The sequence below is a fragment of the Brevibacillus jepli genome (assembly GCF_047229145.1).
GTDB lineage: Bacteria > Bacillota > Bacilli > Brevibacillales > Brevibacillaceae > Brevibacillus.
Genome location: NZ_JBFEFW010000003.1, coordinates 122,691 through 141,787, shown reverse-complemented (window position 1 = coordinate 141,787; position 19,097 = coordinate 122,691). Strand labels below are relative to the sequence as shown.

Here is a 19,097-nt window from a genome sequence, read left to right as displayed (position 1 = left end):
CTTTCACCTTTGAGGTAATACCTTGCTTCTCTTCTACTTGGCTCTGGCGCAGGTGGTTTTTTGCCGTGCTTCAAATTATACTGCCTCCTCAGTCCCTGTACGTGCACGCCTCGGGTGACTCCGGAAATGCTCGTGTACATTCTCATGCCGTATAACAGAGAAGTCCGGAGAAGGTGCTGCTGAATTCTCGAGAGGGTGAGCGCTATCTCGGAAACAGGAGCAGTTCGGTCCTCAGGCAAAAAACATCACGGGGAGTGGTCGCCTTATTTTTTTCTTCCTCTATCATTTTCGTTACCGTTCATAGATAATAATTATCATTATCATGTAAGGTACTTACCTTACAGCAATTGCCTGAAAAGGTGGATGGTCACATGAAGCATAACGAAGAGTACGAGCCACGACATCCAATGTCGCTTAGTGAGGTTCGTGACTATATGATCTGTAACTTCGATCGTCCGTTAAACGTAACTACGTTGGCAGCGATGGCAAACTTAAGTCCGAGTTATTTTGGGGATTCGTTCAAGAAGGCTTACGGACAAAGTGTCATGGACTATGTAACTGGGCTGCGTATGAATCACGCCAAGCGACTGCTGCGTGAAACAAATATGAGGTTAAGGGACATTGCCAAAACAGTCGGGTATAGCGATGAGTTTTACTTTAGCCGGAAGTTCAAGAAGGAAGTGGGTGTGTCCCCCTCCGCTTATGAAAGAACGTGCGAGAGAAAAGTAGCCGTCTACTCCCCTACCCTGCTGGGACATCTTGTTGTACTGGGGATCATACCCGTCGCTGCACCTCTGGATGCAAAGTGGACTCCTTATTATTATCAGCAGTACCAACATCGCATTGCCGTTCATCTGAAAGCGGTCGAAACACAATGGGATGAGGATGAGCAGGAATTCAAGCTTCTCCAAGCTAAGCCGGATGTCGTTATTAGCCACATGCAGCTTCCTGAGAGCATGAGGCAACGATTATCCGCACATTGCATAGAAGTATTGACCCTAAATTCTTCTGATTGGCGAGAGCAATTACGTGAGATTGCCAGATGCACTGAAAGAGAAGCAGCATGTGATTCCTGGATCGGTTATTACGAGGCGAAGGCTGCTGCTGTTCGCGTGGCGCTTCAGTCTGAGGTCAAACAAGATGAATTTGCGATCATTCGCCTATACCGTGACGGCATTCATCTCTACAACAACAAGGGGATGAAGGAGCTTCTCCGAGATGATTTGCAGCTTGCTCTCATTGCTGAGGAGGCAGAACCCTGCAATCAGCCAATCACACTCGAGCAGCTTGCAATTTTGGACCCAGATCGAATCCTGTTGTTTGTTTGTCTGGATGAGCCTACTCGCATAAACTGGCTGTCGCTTCAGCATCATTCGCTATGGAGAGGACTTCGCGCCGTTCAAAATGGGCACCTCTACCCCTTGCCCTCTAATCCGTGGTACGAGTATTCACCCGTTGCCATGAACCGTATGCTGGATGAGATGCTGCTTATGCTAACGGGGAAAAGTCCAAATGCGATTCAAGGTGTTGTCCATGGAGCCCCCTTCTTTCGTGGCTTATAATGTTTTTCAGTGAGAAACATTATCAACGAGAGGGGATTCCAGCTGTAATGGAATATAAAGAAAAGCTTCGTAGCACGAAGAAAACAAAACTGGCGCTGCTGCTGACCACAACCATGCTATTTGCAGGACTTCAAGCAGGCTGCGGGAACATGGCGAGCAATGAGACGAAGACGCGAAAAGTCGATTCGTCTGCTTCTAAAGGTACAGGAGAAAAAGGAAATACTCCTGCCGATCCGACTGCTTACCCGCGAATGTTAAAGGACGAGATGGGGAATGAAGTGACATTGCCTGCTTCACCTGCCAAAATATTCGCGCCAAACCTCGAAGATACACTGGTTGCTCTTGGCGTAGCACCTGTCATGCAATGGTCAACTGGTTCGAGACCAAAAGAGTATCTGCAAGATCAGTTAAAAGATGTGCCAACGATAACTTTTGCAGGTGGATTACCGCCTGAGCCGGAAGCAGTTATGGCCTTTGAGCCAGATCTCATCCTTTTGCATAACTCCTATCATATGGATAGTGGCGTGTACGATAAATACAAGAAAATTGCTCCGACTTACGTGTTCAAGCATGCTAATGCGGATCTGGAGTCTTCCGTACGGATCGTTGGCGATCTGCTGGGCAAGTCCGCGGAGGCAGAACAAGCATTGCAGAATTACAAAGCATATGTCGAGACAGCCAAGAAGGAGCTTGCCCCTCATATCCAGGGTAAAAAAGCGGCGATCATTCGTTTCAATGGCAAAGGAATGTTCTTCATCAAATATGATTTCTTCAGCGGCTACGTGCTCACACATGAACTGGGCTTCACCCCAAGTCAGGTAGTAACAGGTGGCGACGTCAATTTGTCACTTGAGAGCTTGCCTGATTTGGATGCAGACTACATTTTCCTCATCAACGACGCTGGTACTGGAGATGCTCACGAGAAAGAAATGACAGAGAGTCCCGTATGGAAGGGCATGGACGCTGTGAAGAACGGGCGTACCTTTAAGGTAGAGGGAGATCACTGGCTCAGCGGTGGCCTTATCGCTCATATGAAAGTCATTGACGATGTGAAAGGACTGATTGCAAAATGAGAATCAAAGAGAAAAGCTCTTATGCACCTGCTAATTGTGTGGAATGGTCCCTGCAATCACTCAAAGGTCGTGACTATCGAATTATGATTGCGGTTCCTGAGGCTGAGGCTCCTCCTGAAGGGTATGCGGTTATTTATGCAGTGGATGGCGATGCGATGTTCGGTACGCTTGCGGAGACAGTGAAGGTGCAGACACGCAAGCCGAAGGGCTTCAACCCGGCTATTGTCGTAGGAATAGGCTATCCATCGCGATTGCCCTTCGACATGGATCGCCGATGCTATGATCTGACCATGCCTGTTGATGCGGCTACGCTTCCAGAGCGACCGAACGGACACCCTTGGCCAGAGCATGGCGGAGTTGATTCGTTCCTGGATTTCCTTGAGGAGCAGCTAATGCCAGCCATTGCATCCGAGTGGCAGATTAACCCGAACAAACAGGCAATTTTCGGACACTCCTTGGGTGGTCATTTTACACTGTATACGATGTTTGCGCGTCCGAAGCTATTCTCTCACGTCGTAGCAGGCAGCCCTTCTGTTTGGTGGGGCAATGACGAGGTACTGAGGGAGCAGGAGCGCTTCATCGCACAATGGAAAGGCGACTATGAACGGAAGCTCCTTGTCATCGTGGGCGCTGATGAACTCCCCTTCATGGTCGAGGGAGCACAACGGGTCGTCGAACGCATGGAACCACTCGCTACGAGAGGCGTTCAAACGAGCTATATCAAATTCGAAGATGAGGGCCACGTAAGCGTACTGCCTTCAGCCATTAATAGACTTGTGAGGTTTGTGCTTACGGATTAGTCCTCTGAAACTACTTTCAGAACGTAAAGGACAACCAAATGATACGTTATATAAGGTTATTACTCCATTTTGGCTATCAGCAAGCCATGTCTTGCCTATTTCCTGTGTTCATCTTTGCATCACTGGCCTTGTCCAAGCTAGTCACCATCCCTGGTTTGCCTAGGTATGACTTATTGCTTTTGCTCTGCCTAATATTCCAGATCTTCATGGTGAAAAGCGGCTTGGAGTCACGCGACGAGCTAAAGGTGATCTCGGTCTTTCACGTGATCGGTCTGTGCCTAGAAATTTTCAAGGTACATATGGGATCGTGGAGCTATCCTGAGGAAGCGTACAGCAAGGTGTTTGGTGTCCCGCTTTACAGTGGATTCATGTACGCCAGTGTCGCGAGCTACTTGTGTCAGGCTTGGCGCCGACTGGAGGTCTCTCTCTCGGGCTGGCCGAATCAGATCATCGCCACCATTATGGGCGCAATGATTTATCTGAACTTTTTCACCCACCATTATATATGGGATTTGCGTTGGGTGCTGATGGCAGCTATTTTCATTGTCTTTTGGAAAACGCGTGTTTATTTTAGCGTCGCGGGCGAGCGATTTTTCATGCCCATCCCACTTAGTTACTTTTTGATCGGGTTTTTCATTTGGATTGCTGAGAATATCGCTACCTTTCTCGGCGCCTGGAATTATCCCAATCAAAAAGCGGGCTGGGAGCTCGTTCATCTCAGCAAAATCAGCTCGTGGTTTTTACTCGTCATTGTGAGCTTTATTATCGTGGCAGAATTGAAGCACGTAAAGGCAAGAAGGTCCACTATGATTGCCGGAAAAAAACACAAGTAAAAAGCCTATCCACTCTTTCAATTGCAACGGAAAGGGTGGATAGGCTTTTCTATTATTTCATGACGTTGCTCAATACATTCTCAATCATTTGGCGGTTTGCAATGACACCTGTGTAGAGCCAGCTTGAATCTTTTGCAAACGAATAGGTATGTCCATTCTTAACAGCCGGGATATTCGCCCATACTGGCTCCTTCAGCATCTGTTCCGTAGTGGTGGGATTACTGTTTACGATGAACAAGTAGTCGGCATCCAGCTCAGCCAATTTCTCCATGGAAATCGCGTTCCAGTTTGCTTCTCCAGATTTGGAGATTTCCTGTACGATGGAAGGAACCGCAAACCCGAGGTCTTTGTAGAGCACATCTCCGCTAGACAAGTCCTGGCGTGCTACATACACATTTTTTCCAGTTGCCCACAGTGCTGCCGCTGATTTATCACCGATTGCTTGCTTCAGCTTCTGTTTAGACTCTGACGCAAATGTTTCATAATCCGCTAGCACTTTTTTCGCTTCTTCACTCTTGTTGAGGACTTCCCCTACCGTCAAGAGCTCTTTGCGCCAATCGCTGTTTTTTTCCTTCCCAATCGTATAGGTTGGAGCAATTTTTTCGTATTGACTATACTTATCGCCTTGGATCAAGGTCGCGCTGTCCAAAATAATCAGGTCAGGGCTATGACTCATCACGACTTCCGGCGGCAGATCAAAAGGAATCGCTGGAATACCCGCCAGCTCTTTTTGCAGGTAGCCTTGCACGTCGCTGTTTCCTACTGACCATTGTGCGACTGGCTTCACACCCAATGCAACCAAATGATCCTCCAGATAAGAAGCAATTACACGCTGCGGTTGGGCTGGCACCTTTACCTCATTTCCCATCGCATCCTTCAGTACCCGTGTCGCATCAGCAGCTGGAGTCGACGTTTGGCTATCACCCGTTTGCGTCTCAGGAGTTGCAGCGTTCGGTGAACCAGAGCATGCGCTCACGATGAGCACTACGCTTGCTAATACCATGCTTGCTATTGAATGTTTCGCTATTTTTTTCATTCGATACTCCTCCATCTGCACTATGTATCAAGCTACCTTCTCCAGCTTGACCACACTCTCATTGAGAATAATTATCAAAATCATAATGGGTATTATAGCGGATTATGCGGTAATGCTCAACTTTTTGTTTATGGAAACGAAAAAAGACCTCCTACCTGTGAACCCAAAGCAGAAAGTCCTTCTTCTATCCGTCTTGCAGCTTTATCGTGTGACCCCGCTTAACAAGAATCGATGCAGTCCTCCGATCAAGCACACACCTGCTGTCACGAAAAACGCAATGAAGTAGGAATGGTGCCAATTCCCCAGCAAGCCAGCCAGTACAGGACTCAATACCGCTCCGATTGACAGCACGGCAGAATAAATACTGAACACACTCCCGTATAGCTCTCGCGGTGAGTGTACCGTCAAAATCGTCGCAAAAGCCGGGAATAACATCCCGAAGCACGCACCGAAGAAAAACATCATCAGATGAATCGGAATCGCCATGCCAATCGCCAGGGCGTACAGCAAAAGGCTTAGAACACCCAACCCCGCAAACGTTCTCGTCTCAACCGGGACGCGATGTAGCCAAAACTGGCACAGAATCGCAAGTGCCCCCAATCCTTTTAAGCTGAACAATATACCCGTGACTGCTGGTGACAGTCCTTGTTTTTGGATGAGCAAAGGCACTTCATAGATGATGGTTCCCTGCGCGTAAATGATTGCAAATCCCCCTAGAAATGCGGGGTACAGCATCCGATTTTCCAGGATTGCCGAGAGACTTTGTTTACCTCCTGTTTTTACCCGCGTCGTGGGCGGCGCACTTCCCTCCACACTTTCCGGCAGCATCATCCAAGCAAAAACGCCTGCAATGATCATAATGTAACCGAGGATCACGAACGACTGTCCATAGCCAAATTGCACCGCTAAAAAACTACCGACTGCCGGCGAGACGATGCCTGCCGAGGTAAGGACCAGTCCCTTTTTCCCCATGATCTCGCCCTGCTCCAGTGCCGTCTTTCCTGTTTCTCCGAGCAAGGCGGAACAGGCTGGAGATACGAACGCCATCAGGAACCCGAGCATCAGGCGAAAGGCAAAAAAGCCTGCGGTAGTTTGCACGATGCCTTGACCGATCAGCATCACTCCCGCCAGTATCAATCCGCCAGCAATGAACCATTTTTTCGGATAGCGATCGAGAAATGGGCCTGCGATCAGGTTGCCTGTCAAGTTACTGATCGCATACCCTCCGAGTACGAAGCCAATCATCGCAGCGGATACACCCAATACGTTTAAATACGGCGCAAGAAGAGGCGTCTGCGCGTGCATGTCAAAGGAAACGAGGAACAATACCACTAACAGAAGAACCCTCAAAGCCTTCCCTTCCTCTCTAACGGCCTGTCTTTGTCCCAGTATATGAAGGGAGTTGTACAAGTAGGATAAGAAAAAGAGATAGAAGATTCAGAATAAATGTAGCATTTATTTTTGTATTACCGTAATATTTACTGTAATACCGTAATTGTTTTTGGTCAGGAGGTGACTTTTTGGAGAACGTTACCAAAAAAATACGAGCGCTTCGTGTGCAGCAAGAGCTTACTTTAAAGGATTTAAGCGAGAAATCAGGATTCTCCGTCAGTTTCTTATCACAAGTAGAGCGTGGTAACAGCTCGCTCGCTATTACCTCTCTGCAAAAAATTGCGGAATGTCTGGGTGTCCCCATTACGTACTTCTTTGAAGTTGAAAAAGAAGTGATGTACCACACGCCAATTGATAAGCGGCAAACGTTGCAGATTGAAGGGTCACTTGTGAAGTACGTTCGAATCGGCGGGAATTTCCCCGACAGGGCGCTTGAGCCCCTCCTCAACGTGCTGCCACCCGGCCAGATGAAGCATGTCGCCTTTCAGCATCCCGGTGAAGAGTTTTACTACGTCGTAAAAGGACGTGTCACTATCGTTGTCGACGGAACAGAATACCATCTCGAACAAGGAGACACGATCCACTTCCCTTCCTCTCTCCTTCATACGTGGTACAATCCTTCCGCTGTTGAAGAAGCTGAGATTCTGTCCGTTTTGACGCCTGTCATTTTTAGAAGCTAAAAAGGGGTGATCTGGATGCAAGAAAGACTGGGAAAGCTCCACGCGTACATGGAAAGCAACAAACTGGACGCATTGCTGATTACACATCCCAAAAACGTGTACTATTTTACCGGATTTTTGTCGGAGCCGCATGAACGCTTTATGGGCCTCGTCTTGGTGAGAGGCGAGTCCCCCTTCCTCTTCGTTCCCCTACTAGACGGTGATAAAGCACAGGAGGCGTGTCAATCCCAATCCCTTCCGATTTACACCCATGACGATTCACAGGATGCGTTAACCGTGCTTCAGCACTTGCTGCCGACTCCCCTCTCTCATATTGGTGTGGAGAAGAACCATTTGACAGCGAAAACGTATGAGGCGCTCGTAGCGATGGTGCACGCTACAGAAGCAGTGGATGTCGGAGAATTGCTGTGCAATATTCGCGTTGAGAAAGATGAAACGGAAATCGCTACCATCAAGCGTGCCATTTGGGTGATGGAGGAATCTCTACGCCGTACACTCCCTCTGATCTGTGTAGGGATGACAGAATTGGACGTCGTCGCAGAGCTGGAATACCAGATGAAGAAGCTAAAAGCTCAAGGTCCTTCTTTTTCCACGATTGTGCTGGCTGGAGAAAGAGCAGCACTCCCCCATGGAGACCCGGGGAATCGTGTGATTCAGGCAGGAGAAGTTTTGTTGATTGACGCAGGGGTCTACGTCGATGGGTATGTATCGGACCTGACTCGTACGTTTGCTGTCGGTCAACTGCGTGCAGACTTGCTGGACATGTACGATACGGTCTTGCAAGCGAATCTGGCCGGGATACAGGCCGTTCGACCAGGGGCTCCTATCGCAGATGTTGACCTAGCTGCACGAGCTGTCATTGCGGACCGGGGTTATGGAGAATTTTTTATCAACCGTGTAGGACACGGGATCGGATTGGAGCTTCATGAAGCCCCGTACGTTCACAGCCAGGCAGCAGGAGAACTCATCCCCGGCATGGTCTTCACAATTGAACCGGGCATTTACAACAAGAAGATCGGTGGCATCCGCATTGAAGACAACGTGCTCGTCACGAAGGATGGCGTAGAAGTATTGACCTCTTTCCCCAAAGAGCTGCAAACAATCGGTGAATAAATGACAAAAGAAAAGGCTGGTGTCGTTCCCTTGAAAGTACTTGAAACAGATCGCCTCATCCTCCGCTGGCAAACTGCCGAAGACGCTGATTTTGTTTTGAAACTGATGAATGAGCCTTCCTGGATTCGATTTATTGGCGATCGTGGTCTACGTACGACGGAAGACGCCCGCAACTATATTTTGAAAGGTGCTGTCGCGATGTATGAGAGTCATGGCTTCGGCCTGTATTTGGCGGAGCTGAAGGAAGGAAATGTTCCGATCGGCTTATGTGGGCTGATCAAGAGAGATTCGCTGGAAGATGTCGATATCGGCTTTGCCTATCTGCCCGCATACTGGGGCAAAGGCTACGCGTATGAGGCAGCCTCTGCCGTTCTTGCCCACGGAAAAGAAGTTGTCGGCTTAAAGCGCATCGTAGCAATCACCGACCTCGATAATGCATCCTCAGGCAAGCTGCTGAAGAAAATCGGTCTGCAAGAAAAAGGGATGATTACCCTTCCAAACGAGACGAAGGAGGTCAAGTTTTTTGCCATCGAGTTCTAGTTCATACTGTCCAAGTGAGTCGTGGAATTGGTGAAACGGATGAGACGGCCGAGATCGTTATACTCCAACAAGTGGATACCTGTGTCACCAGTCGCAAAGTAAATATCGTGTAAAACAGGCAATTGCAAGAAGCTTTCGATGATTCTTGTGATCATGCCACCGTGGGAAACAATCGCAATTCTATTATAAGAAGCGCTGAGATGTCTGATCGCGGAGTAGATTTGCTCCCCGCGTGCGCGAAATTCGATCTTGCTCTCGCCATCTCCGCCCAGCTTTTCGTGCGGCAAGATTCCCCACGGGAACGGGACTTCCTCTAAGGGCTTGCCTGCCAGCTCTCCATTATTGTGCTCTTGCAGCTCGGGTATGTACTGAACTGGACAGCCTACTTTCTCAGCCAAAATAGAAGCGGTCTCACTGGCTCTCTTGAGTGTGCTCGCCCAAATAAAGTCTGGCGGAAACTGCTCCAGTACGCGCGCTGCCATTCGCCGTGCCTGCTCACGCCCTTCTTCTGTCAAAGGAAAATCTGCCTTGCCTTCATGCACATTCAAAATGTCTGCTTCGGATTGACCATGTCGTATTAACAAAATTTGCATAAGATTGCCTCCTTAAGGGATAAAGAGGGCCTCACCATGTCTGGGAGGCCCTTCCATCTCATCGTCATTTAATTGTGAACAGATTTCAATCCAAGCGAGCTCTCGTGGAATTTGATATTCGAGTATTTATCCATCGCGACACGTAGCTGGTACTCGCTCTCAAACAGCATAACCGGGCGGCCATAACGGTCGGAAACGGTTCTGTTCTTCACAGCATCGAGGTCTGCTTTTTCCCCTTCGAGCCAGCGAGCGATTTGATACGGCATACGAGTCAGCATGATGTCTACCCCGTACTCGGCTTTCAAACGGTATTCCAGCACCTCGAACTGCAGCACACCTACAACGCCCAGGATCAGCTCTTCCATCGGATGGGTACGGAATAGCTGTACCGTTCCTTCTTCTGTCAGCTGCATGATGCCTTTTTGGAATTGCTTGTGCTTCATCGCGTCCTTCACCATTACCTTGGAAAAAAACTCTGGCGAGAAGTGTGGCATTTCTTCGTACTCGAACGATTTTCCGACACAGAGCGTATCTCCGATCTGGAAAATACCCGGGTCGAACAAACCGATGACATCACCTGCGAAAGACTCGTCTACGATTTCACGATCCTGCGCCATAAATTGTACCGGCTGCGCCAATTTGATGTCTTTGCCAAGACGGACGTGCTTGACTGCCATCCCCCGCTCAAACTTTCCGGAGCAAATACGCAGGAAAGCGATACGATCTCGGTGAGCTGGATTCATATTGGCCTGGATTTTGAAAATGAAGCCGGAGAATGCGTTCGTATACGGATCGATCAAGCCTTCCGTGCTCTTCTTCGCAGAAGGTGCTGGAGCCATTTGCAGGAAGTTGTCCAAGAATGTCTGTACACCGAAGTTGTTGATCGCACTACCGAAGAAAACAGGTGTCAGTTGTCCTTTATTGATCAGCTCAGGATCGTACTCGTCTCCCGCAACATCCAACAGGGAGATTTCGTCCTGCAATTGCTGCCACAATTCTTGACCGACACGCTCGCCGATCAACGGGTCTTCTGCTCCCTCTACAGGGAAAAAGGAGATTTCTTCGTGCTGCGTGTTGTTTTGATACAGCTCGACACGAGACTTCATCCGGTCGAATACACCGCTAAAGTAGCTGCCCATCCCAATCGGCCAGTTCATCGGATAAGAACGAATGCCCAATACGCGCTCAATTTCTTCCAAGAGCTCGAATGGATCTTTTCCGTGACGGTCCAGCTTGTTAACAAACGTAAAGATCGGAATACCACGCATGCGACAGACCTTGAACAGTTTGATCGTCTGCGCCTCTACCCCTTTTGCTACGTCGATAATCATCACAGCAGCGTCAGCAGCAGTCAGCGTGCGGTACGTATCCTCACTGAAGTCCTGGTGACCAGGTGTGTCCAAAATGTTGATGTGGTGCCCATTGTATTCGAAATCCATCGCACTGGACGTAACGGAGATTCCGCGCTTCTTCTCGATTTCCATCCAGTCGGAGGTGGCATGCTTGGAATTTTTGCGCCCCTTGACCATCCCTGCTTCACGGATGGCTCCGCCGTAATAGAGCAGCTTTTCGGTCATCGTCGTTTTACCCGCGTCCGGGTGGGAGATGATCGCGAAGGTACGGCGTTTTGCTATCTCATTTTCCCATTGGGGATTGGTTTGACTCATCTTCATTCTCCTGTCATCGCGAATAAGTAACCACATTCGTTTCCTCTACGATTATACCGACAAATGCTTGCTTCATCCACCTCGTAATTTTTCATACACTAGAAGGGTAACTAAGGCCATGTAAAAGGCTTTGCATAGCCAAGTTTCCTAAGAAACGATATAATATTCAGTAGTAAAAATTTTTTGACTGCATGACTTACATATTGATTACCAGTATATAACAAACCTACAGGAGGAACCTTATGACAACAACTGTTGAAACACGTGCGGCCGAATTTCGCGACTACGTGAAGAAAATCACCAGCTACACACAAGCACTGAACGTTCTTTACTGGGACAAAGCTACGCAAGCTCCGCGTAAAGGAATGGATGCCCGCTCCGAAATCATCGGGACATTGGCAGGCGAGCAGTTCAAACTGGCGACGTCCAAAGAAATGGAAGCGTTTTTGACGGAGTTGAGTGAACCAGCTGTTCTCGAAACATTGGATGAAATCACGCGCTATAGTGTTTTGGAAAGCAAAAAGGAATTTGACCGCAACAAGAAAATTCCGGCTGACAGACATCAAGAGTTCGTCGTGCTGACCTCCAAAGCAGAAACCGTGTGGGAAGAAGCACGTGCGAACAACGACTTTTCGATGTTCCAGCCGTACTTGGAGAAAATCGTGAACTTCCAGCTCGAATTCATCGAGTACTGGGGCCACGACGGCAAAAACAAGTACAACACCCTCTTGGACCTGTATGAGCCTGGGATGACTGTCGATCAGCTCGATCCGATCTTCGCTACCTTGCGCGAGAAAACCGTCAAGCTGGTAAAGGCGATTGCCGACTCCCCTAACAAGCCGGACACATCGTTCTTGACGAAAAACTTCCCGGTAGCAGTCCAAGAAGCCTTCAGCCGTTTCATCCTGGAGAAAATCGGCTACGACTTCAAGGCTGGCCGCATGGATCGCAGTGCGCATCCGTTCTGCACCACCTTCAATCCTGGTGATGTCCGCATTACGACGCGCTATGACGAGAATGATTTCAATTCCGCGCTCTTCAGCTGCATTCACGAGGCAGGTCACGCCATGTACGAGCAGAACATCAATCCAGACCTGCTGTTTACCCCACTGTGCGACGGTACCTCTATGGGGATTCACGAGTCTCAATCTCGCTACTGGGAAAACATGGTCGGACGCAGCCTGCCGTTCTGGAATCACTTTTTCGCTGACCTGCAAAAAGCGTTCCCGACTCAATTCGAAGGCGTGTCTGTAGAAGATCTGTATCGTGCGGTTAACGCAGTCACTCCTTCCTTTATCCGAACAGAAGCAGATGAGTTGACATACAACCTGCACGTCATGATCCGTTACGAGATCGAGAAGGGCTTGATCAATCAAACCATTCAAGTAGCCGATCTGCCAAAAATCTGGAACGAAAAAATGAAAGAGTACTTGGGTATCGAGCCACCAACAGATGCACTTGGAGTTCTCCAGGATGTACACTGGTCCGGAGGAAGCTTCGGCTACTTCCCTACTTACTCGCTGGGTAATGTGTATGCTGCACAATTCGTTGACGTCATGGAAAAAGAGATCAACGGCTACGAAGAGTTGATCGCAAATGGCGACTTCGCTCCCATTCGCGACTGGCTCAAGGAAAAAATTCATCAATACGGCAAAATGAAGAGTCCTCGTGAACTCGTTCAAGCGATTACAGGTGAAGGTACAAATGCGACCTACTTGATGAATTACCTTGAGAAAAAATACACAGATGTTTACAAGCTGTAAGGAATTGTACGCACGCTATCAAATGTTCTCCCTGATCAGGGGGAACATTTTTATTCCCTGCTACTTTAGCGTCAGTTACCTTTTGTAACCTACGTACATAAAAGTGCACCCTTCCCCCTACGGATAATTACTAGTACACTGCACAATATACATGAGATTCCTATTGTCTCGAAAAAGGAGTGTTATCGATTGGCTATCGATCTAAAAGGAAAAACAGCAATCATTACAGGTGCGGGTAAAGGTATTGGTCGCGCTACCGCAATTGCTTTGGCAAAAGAAGGCGTGAATCTCGGACTCTTGGCTCGCTCTGAGGAAAATTTGAAGCAAGTAGCCAAAGAAGTAGAAGCATACGGCGTGAAGGTCGCAATTGCGACAGCAGACGTCTCCAACTATGACGATGTCACGACAGCCGTTACCTCTATCAAAAATGAACTGGGTCAAATTGATATCCTGCTCAACAATGCAGGCGTCGCGAAATTCGGCAAGTTCATGGAGCTGGAAACGAGCGAATGGGAGCAAATCATCCAAGTCAATTTGATGGGTGTGTACTACGTAACTCGCGCTGTGCTCCCTGGCATGATTGATCAAAACTCCGGTGACATTATCAACATCTCCTCCACTGCTGGACAAAAAGGAGCTCCTGTCACTAGCGCGTACAGTGCGTCCAAATTTGGTGTTCTTGGCTTGACTGAATCGTTGGCTCTCGAAGTTCGTAAACACAACATTCGCGTAACGGCACTGACACCTAGCACAGTAGCAACCGATATGGCAATTGACTTGGGTCTGACCGACGGTAACCCAGAGAAGACCATGCAGCCTGAGGATATTGCGGAGTTCGTAGTCAGCCAGCTGAAGCTGAACAAACGTATTTTTGTGAAATCCGCTGGACTGTGGTCCACCAATCCATAGAAATAGCTCTTACAAAAAAAGCGAAAAGATTCCGTTCGTACGGGCGGATTACTTTTCGCTTTTTTCATAGGAAGAAAGGAAATAGACAGCGAACACAGAATTTTGTAAATATTACTGTTTCGTTAGTTTAAAAAGGAGGGTTTAGCATGTGGATCAATCCATTTCCCCAAATCGCAACGGACGGAGACGTCATAACAACCACTTCCTTTCAAGATGCACAAGCCTATGTCAATTTTGTTATCCTGGAACCAACTATCCTTCCATTCGGCACCAAGCTATCTGAAATGACTGTTAGAAAAGAAACGCCAACAACACGCTCATCCATTCGTTTTGAAGTGACAGGAACGGATCGATCCTTTCGCATCAAGCAATTTTTTTACGATTGGTCTATTCCGGGAATTCATGCCGACACCAATTTGGTAGGTCAAGGTGAACCCTTTGTTTTGCCCGATATCGCGGGCTTTATTGGCACCGATTACAAGGGAAATGTGGCAGCCGCTCATGCCCGATGGTTCACGCAAATAGAATTGTCTGTAATAGAGGGACACTTTGAGGTTGAGGAGCTACTTTCTTTTTTGGGAGGCTTAGTTCCATCTGTACAAGAATCCGTTACAGAAATTGGTCAAAAGGCTTTTGCGTTAACAAGCCATACGGCCAGATTCCATATTCCTCGCTGGACTGAAAATGATCCGATCAATCGCGTACATTGGCAAAGCTCATATTTTCTCGATGGCAAAGATCATTTTCAATCATTTATTTGTGATTCCGTAGGAAATTACCAGCATGCTGATGGGATGGAGTACCAATTCTTGTTCCGAGATTGTCGTAATCTAACCGATTGTATATGGATTTGGCAGGCTCCCAAATCTCTGGCAAGCCCTTTTCCCAAGGCAATAGGCAAAAATATGGGAACACGCACAAAATGGAATATCGAGAAGAGAAGCGTTTCAACTGTGGAAGTCATTTTATGTGAGCAAGCAACATCCGTTCCAGCCTGGCAGATGCACTGGACACACTCGCAATATGACTATCACATACATGTAAGAGCCAATGACAGACTGAAAAAAGCGCAAGTTTTGGATTTCGTGGATTTCGCCCATCACCTTCTCCATAACGTGAAGTAATTGACGTACATACTGAAATCGCTTCCTTTTTGTTCACGTTCTATCCACGATTTCTTCACGCGTTATTCACACCTCCCCAACCAAAAATGCCCTCAACAGGAGTATGATGAACATGTAAAACATTTCCACAAAGTGGAGGGTATCCTTATGATACAAATGCTGTCAAGTTGGTTGTGGGGTAATGAAGAGCAAGAAGTCGTTCCATTCGAGACGAAAAAATACGTCCGGAATGAAATGGAGCAGTTCACCTTCAATGAGCCACAGCAAGTGCTGCCGTATCCTCATCCTCAGTTATAAGAGCGATTTCTTGAGCGAATATACCCTGAAGCTGCCGAATTGGGCAGCTTTTTTTGATCCTTTCTGAAAGCGCTCACTGATGTGCTACAATGTGGGAAACAGGAGGGGTTCGCTTTGGCTGAGTTCACGGAAAAATGGTTACCTACATACATTCGCCGCGATTTGGCGGTCTTATTTTGCGGGATCAATCCAGGGCGCATATCGGCTACAACGGGATTCCACTACGCCAATCCGGCCAACCTGTTTTGGCGCGGCTTGTACGAAGGCGGCTTGACCCCTCACAAGCTCTTGCCGGAAGAAACGGCTACCCTACTTGACTACAACTACGGCATTACCGATCTCGTTTCGCGCCCTACTCGCTCTTCAACAGACCTTCGCAGCGAGGATTACGCTACAGGTTCCGAGATGTTTGTCCAGATGATCCAACAATATCGTCCCCGTGTTATTTGCTTTAATGGCATCACTGCATTTCGTCATGCCACTGGACAAAAAAAGGAACCGGTTTCCCTTGGCTTACAGCCTGAACGTTTTTTTGGGACAGAAGATTGGCCCGGCAGCTATGTGTTTGTCATCCCGTCTACAAGTGGGGCCAACGCCTCCTTTACACGTGAGGAACGTATCACCAAGTTTGCAGAACTGAGTCAATTTTTACGCCAGATGAATTGGCACCCTCTCCCCCTGCCTCCTCCATAGATTCCTCTGTGTCAACCACGCCTCTCCTTCCGTACAATAATGGGTAGGCTCAGTACGTAAGGAGGGGCAGCAGCAATGGACGACCTCATCCGAACGATCCAGAAAAAGTACGACATGACTGTCCTGCATCACAAGGTCATCCGGAATACACCCAAATCACTTGTCGTTTACTTAGAAACCCCCAATGGCAAGTTCATCGGAAAAGCATCCTTTCTGCCAAAGGAACGTCAACATTTCATTCTGAATGCGGAAGCACATTTACGCAAAAATGGCATCCTCATCCCCGCGTTACAACGTACCAAGAGTAATAAGCGATATATGAGCTACAAGGAAAATTATTTCGTGCTCCACCAATGGCTATCCTGGCCGAATATTGCGTATAACTCCCCAAATCGCATGGAACGTGTGGGTATCGTGTTAGGCAAATTTCATGCCAGCTCGCTTGGCTTTTCCTCGAAGCACGGCCAGCTTTACCATGGTGCAGAAAAATGGTCGGATGAATACATGACCGATTTGGCTGTTCTTGAGAAGTGGGAGCTTCGCAACGCCGGGAAGAAGGATCAGAAATACTCTGCTATCGCGGAATACCTTCCTTTTTTTCGACAAGCAGGAGCGACAGCCAAGGAACAGTTGAAAGCATCTGGATTCTTTTCCAAATGGAAAAGGGAGCCGCTGACCAACCACTTTCTCTGTCACGGAGATTTTAACAATGGTAACTTGCTGGTCAGCAATCAGAGGATCGCGATCATAGACTGGGAAGACGTTCGTTACGATTACCCTTCCAAAGATATTGCTCGTGTGCTATCCCTAGCGATGCGAAAAGATGGCCAGTGGAACGAGGAATTGTTCTCTCATTTATTGAGAGGCTATCTCCAAGAAAACCCGCTATCTGTCCCACAGTTGCATTTGCTCTTCGTCGATCTCGCATTCCCGCATATTATCGAACGTTTTTTGCGGAAGAAGCTGTATGCGCAGATGGACATCGCCGAGATTCAACAGTTTTGCAATCGAGAAGCGCTCAAGACCGCCTATATGCTGGACGAAATGAAGACCCATGTGCAATAGACGCAAGGCAGAAGCCTGTCTATCCACATGGGCCTTTGACATTTGACGAGAGAATACAGTTAGACCTGAGCCTGTTTTACCAATGAGCTTTGCTGGCGTGTATATTGTATGAGCTCTGCCGCCATCTCGTAATAATTGAACGGTGTAATCAGGTAGATTCCATTGAAGTAACGGACTGCTGTATCGACCAATTCCTTGGCAATCGCGATTCCTTCTTGTCTAGCAGCTTCTCCCTGAACTTTTTTCATCCGCTCGAGTGCTTCTGCGGACAGCTTGATGCCTGGCACCTCATTATGCAGAAACTCCGCATTGCGCGAGCTGGTTAGCGGCATGATACCAATAAAGACAGGAATGCCAATATGCTTTGTGGCTTCGTACACATTCCGTATGGATTCGGCATCGTACACAGGCTGCGTCATAATGTAATCCGCGCCTGCCTCGACCTTCTTTTCCAAACGGGCAACAGCAGCATCCATATTTCGAACATTCGGGTTAAACGCAGCACCCACGATGAACTGTGCTTTTTGTTTTAACGGTCGTCCCGAGAACGAAACGCCTTCGTTCAACTGCTTCACCATGCGAATCAGATCAAATGACGTCACATCAAATACCGAGCTGGCACCCGGCAAATCACCAAAGCGCGAGGGGTCACCTGTAATCACCAATATTTGGTCGATCCCCAATGCATGCAGCCCCATCAAGTGCGATTGTTGTCCGATCAGGTTGCGGTCGCGGCAAGCGATATGCAAAAGCGGATCGATTCCGTGCCTGCCCTTCATGAGTGCCCCCAGAGCCATATTGCTCATCCGCACTGTTGCCAGCGAGTTGTCCGCAAGCGTAATGGCATCTGCTCCGGCCTTGTGAAGCTCGCAGCATCCATGGAGAAACTGATCAGCATCCAAATCACGCGGCGGATCAAATTCAACGATGATCGTCGTTGCGGTTTTTACCCGTTCGACAATGCTCGGTTTATCCCTCTCACGCGTATTCTGCACAGAAATCAACGGACGATCTCCTGGTACGATGGTCGGATTCACACGCGCTTGCGGCTCGAGTGACTCGAGTGCATCCGCAATCGCCTTCACGTGTGCTGGAGTGGTTCCGCAGCATCCACCAATCAGTCGTACGCCCTGCTCACGCAAGCGAAGCGCACTCTGGCCGAAATATTCAGCTGATGATTTAAAGGCGTATTCTCCGTCAGTCATTCCCAATCGACCTGCATTCGGGAAAACAGACAAGAGTGTATCTTCTGGAATCACCGTATTTTCAAACGAACGGAGTAATTCCGCAGGACCTAGGCGACAGTTTAGTCCGATTACATCAGCACCTGCGGCTTTCAGTTCGGAAAAAGCATCTGTCAATGCGTAGCCATCACGCGTACGCCCTACTTCCAAGGTAGCTAACTGGGCGATTACCGGTACATCTGTTAATGGACGAATCACTTCGATAGCCAGAAGCAGCTCCTCCAAGTCCAGGAACGTCTCCAGAATAATGCCGTCTACACCAGCGTGTAACAAAGCAATTGCCTGTTCCTCATACTGATCACGGTACTCATCCAAAACCTTTTTCTTCACCCGTCCAGCCAAAATCGAGCCGATGCTTCCTGCTACATATGCATCATCCTGCGCTGCTTCTCGTGCAATGGCTACTGCGAGTCGGTTAATTCGCGCTACCTTATGCTCCAAGCCGTATCTGCTCAAGGCTTCTCGGTTAGCAGAATACGTATTTGTCTCCAAAAAACGCGCACCGGCCTGATAGTACGATGTATGAACTTCATGAACCAATCGAGGATTGGACAAGCACAGCTCCTCAAAACTGACACCAACCGGGACGCCCAGCCCGTGCAGCTGGGTCGCCATCGCTCCATCTCCGACTAGCAGGTGGTCTTTCAAATACGCTCGTAAATCTTTCTTGCTCGTCGTCAACTCAATCCCTTCTCTCCCGTTTACATTTATCT

At 48.3% G+C, this 19,097-nt stretch carries 18 protein-coding genes; 13 read left to right on the top strand and 5 right to left on the bottom strand.

The window, feature by feature from the left end; genetic code table 11:
- Positions 1–371: 371 nt before the first annotated feature.
- Genes AB1L17_RS04435 through AB1L17_RS04420 form a run of 4 tightly spaced genes read left to right on the top strand, consistent with a single transcriptional unit; the run spans position 372 to position 4,268 of the window.
- Positions 372–1,562, top strand: a complete 1,191-nt coding sequence (locus AB1L17_RS04435; protein ID WP_412843426.1) for a helix-turn-helix domain-containing protein — start codon at positions 372–374, stop codon at positions 1,560–1,562.
- A 47-nt stretch (positions 1,563–1,609) separates the two neighbouring features.
- Positions 1,610–2,635 (top strand): ABC transporter substrate-binding protein, encoded by a 1,026-nt coding sequence (locus AB1L17_RS04430; protein ID WP_412843425.1) that lies wholly within the window; start codon positions 1,610–1,612, stop codon positions 2,633–2,635.
- Entirely contained in the window at positions 2,632–3,435 is an 804-nt protein-coding gene (locus AB1L17_RS04425) for an alpha/beta hydrolase (protein WP_412843424.1), read from the top strand. Before AB1L17_RS04430 ends, AB1L17_RS04425 begins: the two co-directional genes overlap by 4 nt.
- Positions 3,436–3,473: 38 nt before the next feature.
- Positions 3,474–4,268 carry a DUF817 domain-containing protein gene (locus tag AB1L17_RS04420; RefSeq protein ID WP_412843423.1) on the top strand — a complete coding sequence of 265 codons (795 nt, stop codon included), beginning with the start codon at positions 3,474–3,476 and terminating at the stop codon, positions 4,266–4,268.
- A 52-nt stretch (positions 4,269–4,320) separates the two neighbouring features.
- On the opposite strand, the gene AB1L17_RS04415 is transcribed toward AB1L17_RS04420, so the two are convergent.
- Both AB1L17_RS04415 and AB1L17_RS04410 read right to left on the bottom strand, forming a co-directional pair.
- The gene (locus AB1L17_RS04415) at positions 4,321–5,304 is read right to left on the bottom strand and encodes an ABC transporter substrate-binding protein (RefSeq protein WP_412843422.1); all 984 of its coding nucleotides are present in this window, start codon (positions 5,302–5,304) and stop codon (positions 4,321–4,323) included.
- Positions 5,305–5,505: 201 nt separating this feature from the next.
- Complete coding sequence (locus AB1L17_RS04410) at positions 5,506–6,654, bottom strand: MFS transporter (RefSeq protein ID WP_412843421.1); 1,149 nt, start codon at positions 6,652–6,654, stop codon at positions 5,506–5,508.
- A gap of 170 nt (positions 6,655–6,824) precedes the next feature.
- Between AB1L17_RS04410 and AB1L17_RS04405 the strand changes: the two genes are divergently transcribed.
- The 3 genes from AB1L17_RS04405 to AB1L17_RS04395 are packed head-to-tail and all read left to right on the top strand — an operon-like array spanning position 6,825 to position 9,029.
- Positions 6,825–7,376 (top strand): helix-turn-helix domain-containing protein, encoded by a 552-nt coding sequence (locus tag AB1L17_RS04405; RefSeq protein WP_412843420.1) that lies wholly within the window; start codon positions 6,825–6,827, stop codon positions 7,374–7,376.
- A gap of 15 nt (positions 7,377–7,391) precedes the next feature.
- The gene (locus tag AB1L17_RS04400; RefSeq protein WP_412843419.1) at positions 7,392–8,489 is read left to right on the top strand and encodes a M24 family metallopeptidase; all 1,098 of its coding nucleotides are present in this window, start codon (positions 7,392–7,394) and stop codon (positions 8,487–8,489) included.
- Positions 8,490–9,029, top strand: a complete 540-nt coding sequence (locus AB1L17_RS04395; protein WP_412843418.1) for a GNAT family N-acetyltransferase — start codon at positions 8,490–8,492, stop codon at positions 9,027–9,029. It begins immediately after the preceding gene.
- Here the strand turns inward: AB1L17_RS04395 and AB1L17_RS04390 are convergent.
- Both AB1L17_RS04390 and AB1L17_RS04385 read right to left on the bottom strand, forming a co-directional pair.
- Positions 9,026–9,622, bottom strand: coding sequence for a histidine phosphatase family protein (locus AB1L17_RS04390; protein WP_412843417.1), 597 nt, complete (start codon positions 9,620–9,622; stop codon positions 9,026–9,028). The two genes, AB1L17_RS04395 and AB1L17_RS04390, sit on opposite strands and share 4 nt — an antisense overlap.
- 68 nt (positions 9,623–9,690) lie before the next feature.
- Positions 9,691–11,289 (bottom strand): peptide chain release factor 3, encoded by a 1,599-nt coding sequence (locus AB1L17_RS04385; protein ID WP_412843416.1) that lies wholly within the window; start codon positions 11,287–11,289, stop codon positions 9,691–9,693.
- A 242-nt stretch (positions 11,290–11,531) separates the two neighbouring features.
- Between AB1L17_RS04385 and AB1L17_RS04380 the strand changes: the two genes are divergently transcribed.
- The 6 genes from AB1L17_RS04380 to AB1L17_RS04355 all read left to right on the top strand — a co-directional run bounded on the left by AB1L17_RS04380 (position 11,532) and on the right by AB1L17_RS04355 (position 17,140).
- Positions 11,532–13,052, top strand: coding sequence for a carboxypeptidase M32 (locus tag AB1L17_RS04380; RefSeq protein ID WP_412843415.1), 1,521 nt, complete (start codon positions 11,532–11,534; stop codon positions 13,050–13,052).
- 189 nt (positions 13,053–13,241) lie between these two features.
- The gene (locus tag AB1L17_RS04375) at positions 13,242–13,961 is read left to right on the top strand and encodes a 3-ketoacyl-ACP reductase (RefSeq protein WP_412843414.1); all 720 of its coding nucleotides are present in this window, start codon (positions 13,242–13,244) and stop codon (positions 13,959–13,961) included.
- Between the two features lie 146 nt (positions 13,962–14,107).
- Complete coding sequence (locus AB1L17_RS04370; RefSeq protein WP_412843413.1) at positions 14,108–15,085, top strand: hypothetical protein; 978 nt, start codon at positions 14,108–14,110, stop codon at positions 15,083–15,085.
- A gap of 147 nt (positions 15,086–15,232) precedes the next feature.
- The gene (locus AB1L17_RS04365) at positions 15,233–15,382 is read left to right on the top strand and encodes a hypothetical protein (protein ID WP_412843412.1); all 150 of its coding nucleotides are present in this window, start codon (positions 15,233–15,235) and stop codon (positions 15,380–15,382) included.
- 114 nt (positions 15,383–15,496) lie between these two features.
- Positions 15,497–16,075: a mismatch-specific DNA-glycosylase gene (locus tag AB1L17_RS04360; protein ID WP_412843411.1), complete on the top strand. Its 579-nt coding sequence runs from the start codon at positions 15,497–15,499 to the stop codon at positions 16,073–16,075.
- Positions 16,076–16,150: 75 nt separating this feature from the next.
- Positions 16,151–17,140 carry a YutH/CotS family kinase-like spore coat protein gene (locus tag AB1L17_RS04355; RefSeq protein ID WP_412843410.1) on the top strand — a complete coding sequence of 330 codons (990 nt, stop codon included), beginning with the start codon at positions 16,151–16,153 and terminating at the stop codon, positions 17,138–17,140.
- 59 nt (positions 17,141–17,199) lie between these two features.
- Here AB1L17_RS04355 and AB1L17_RS04350 read toward each other — a convergent pair whose 3' ends face one another.
- Positions 17,200–19,065: a bifunctional homocysteine S-methyltransferase/methylenetetrahydrofolate reductase gene (locus tag AB1L17_RS04350; RefSeq protein WP_412843409.1), complete on the bottom strand. Its 1,866-nt coding sequence runs from the start codon at positions 19,063–19,065 to the stop codon at positions 17,200–17,202.
- Between the last annotated feature and the right edge of the window lie 32 nt (positions 19,066–19,097).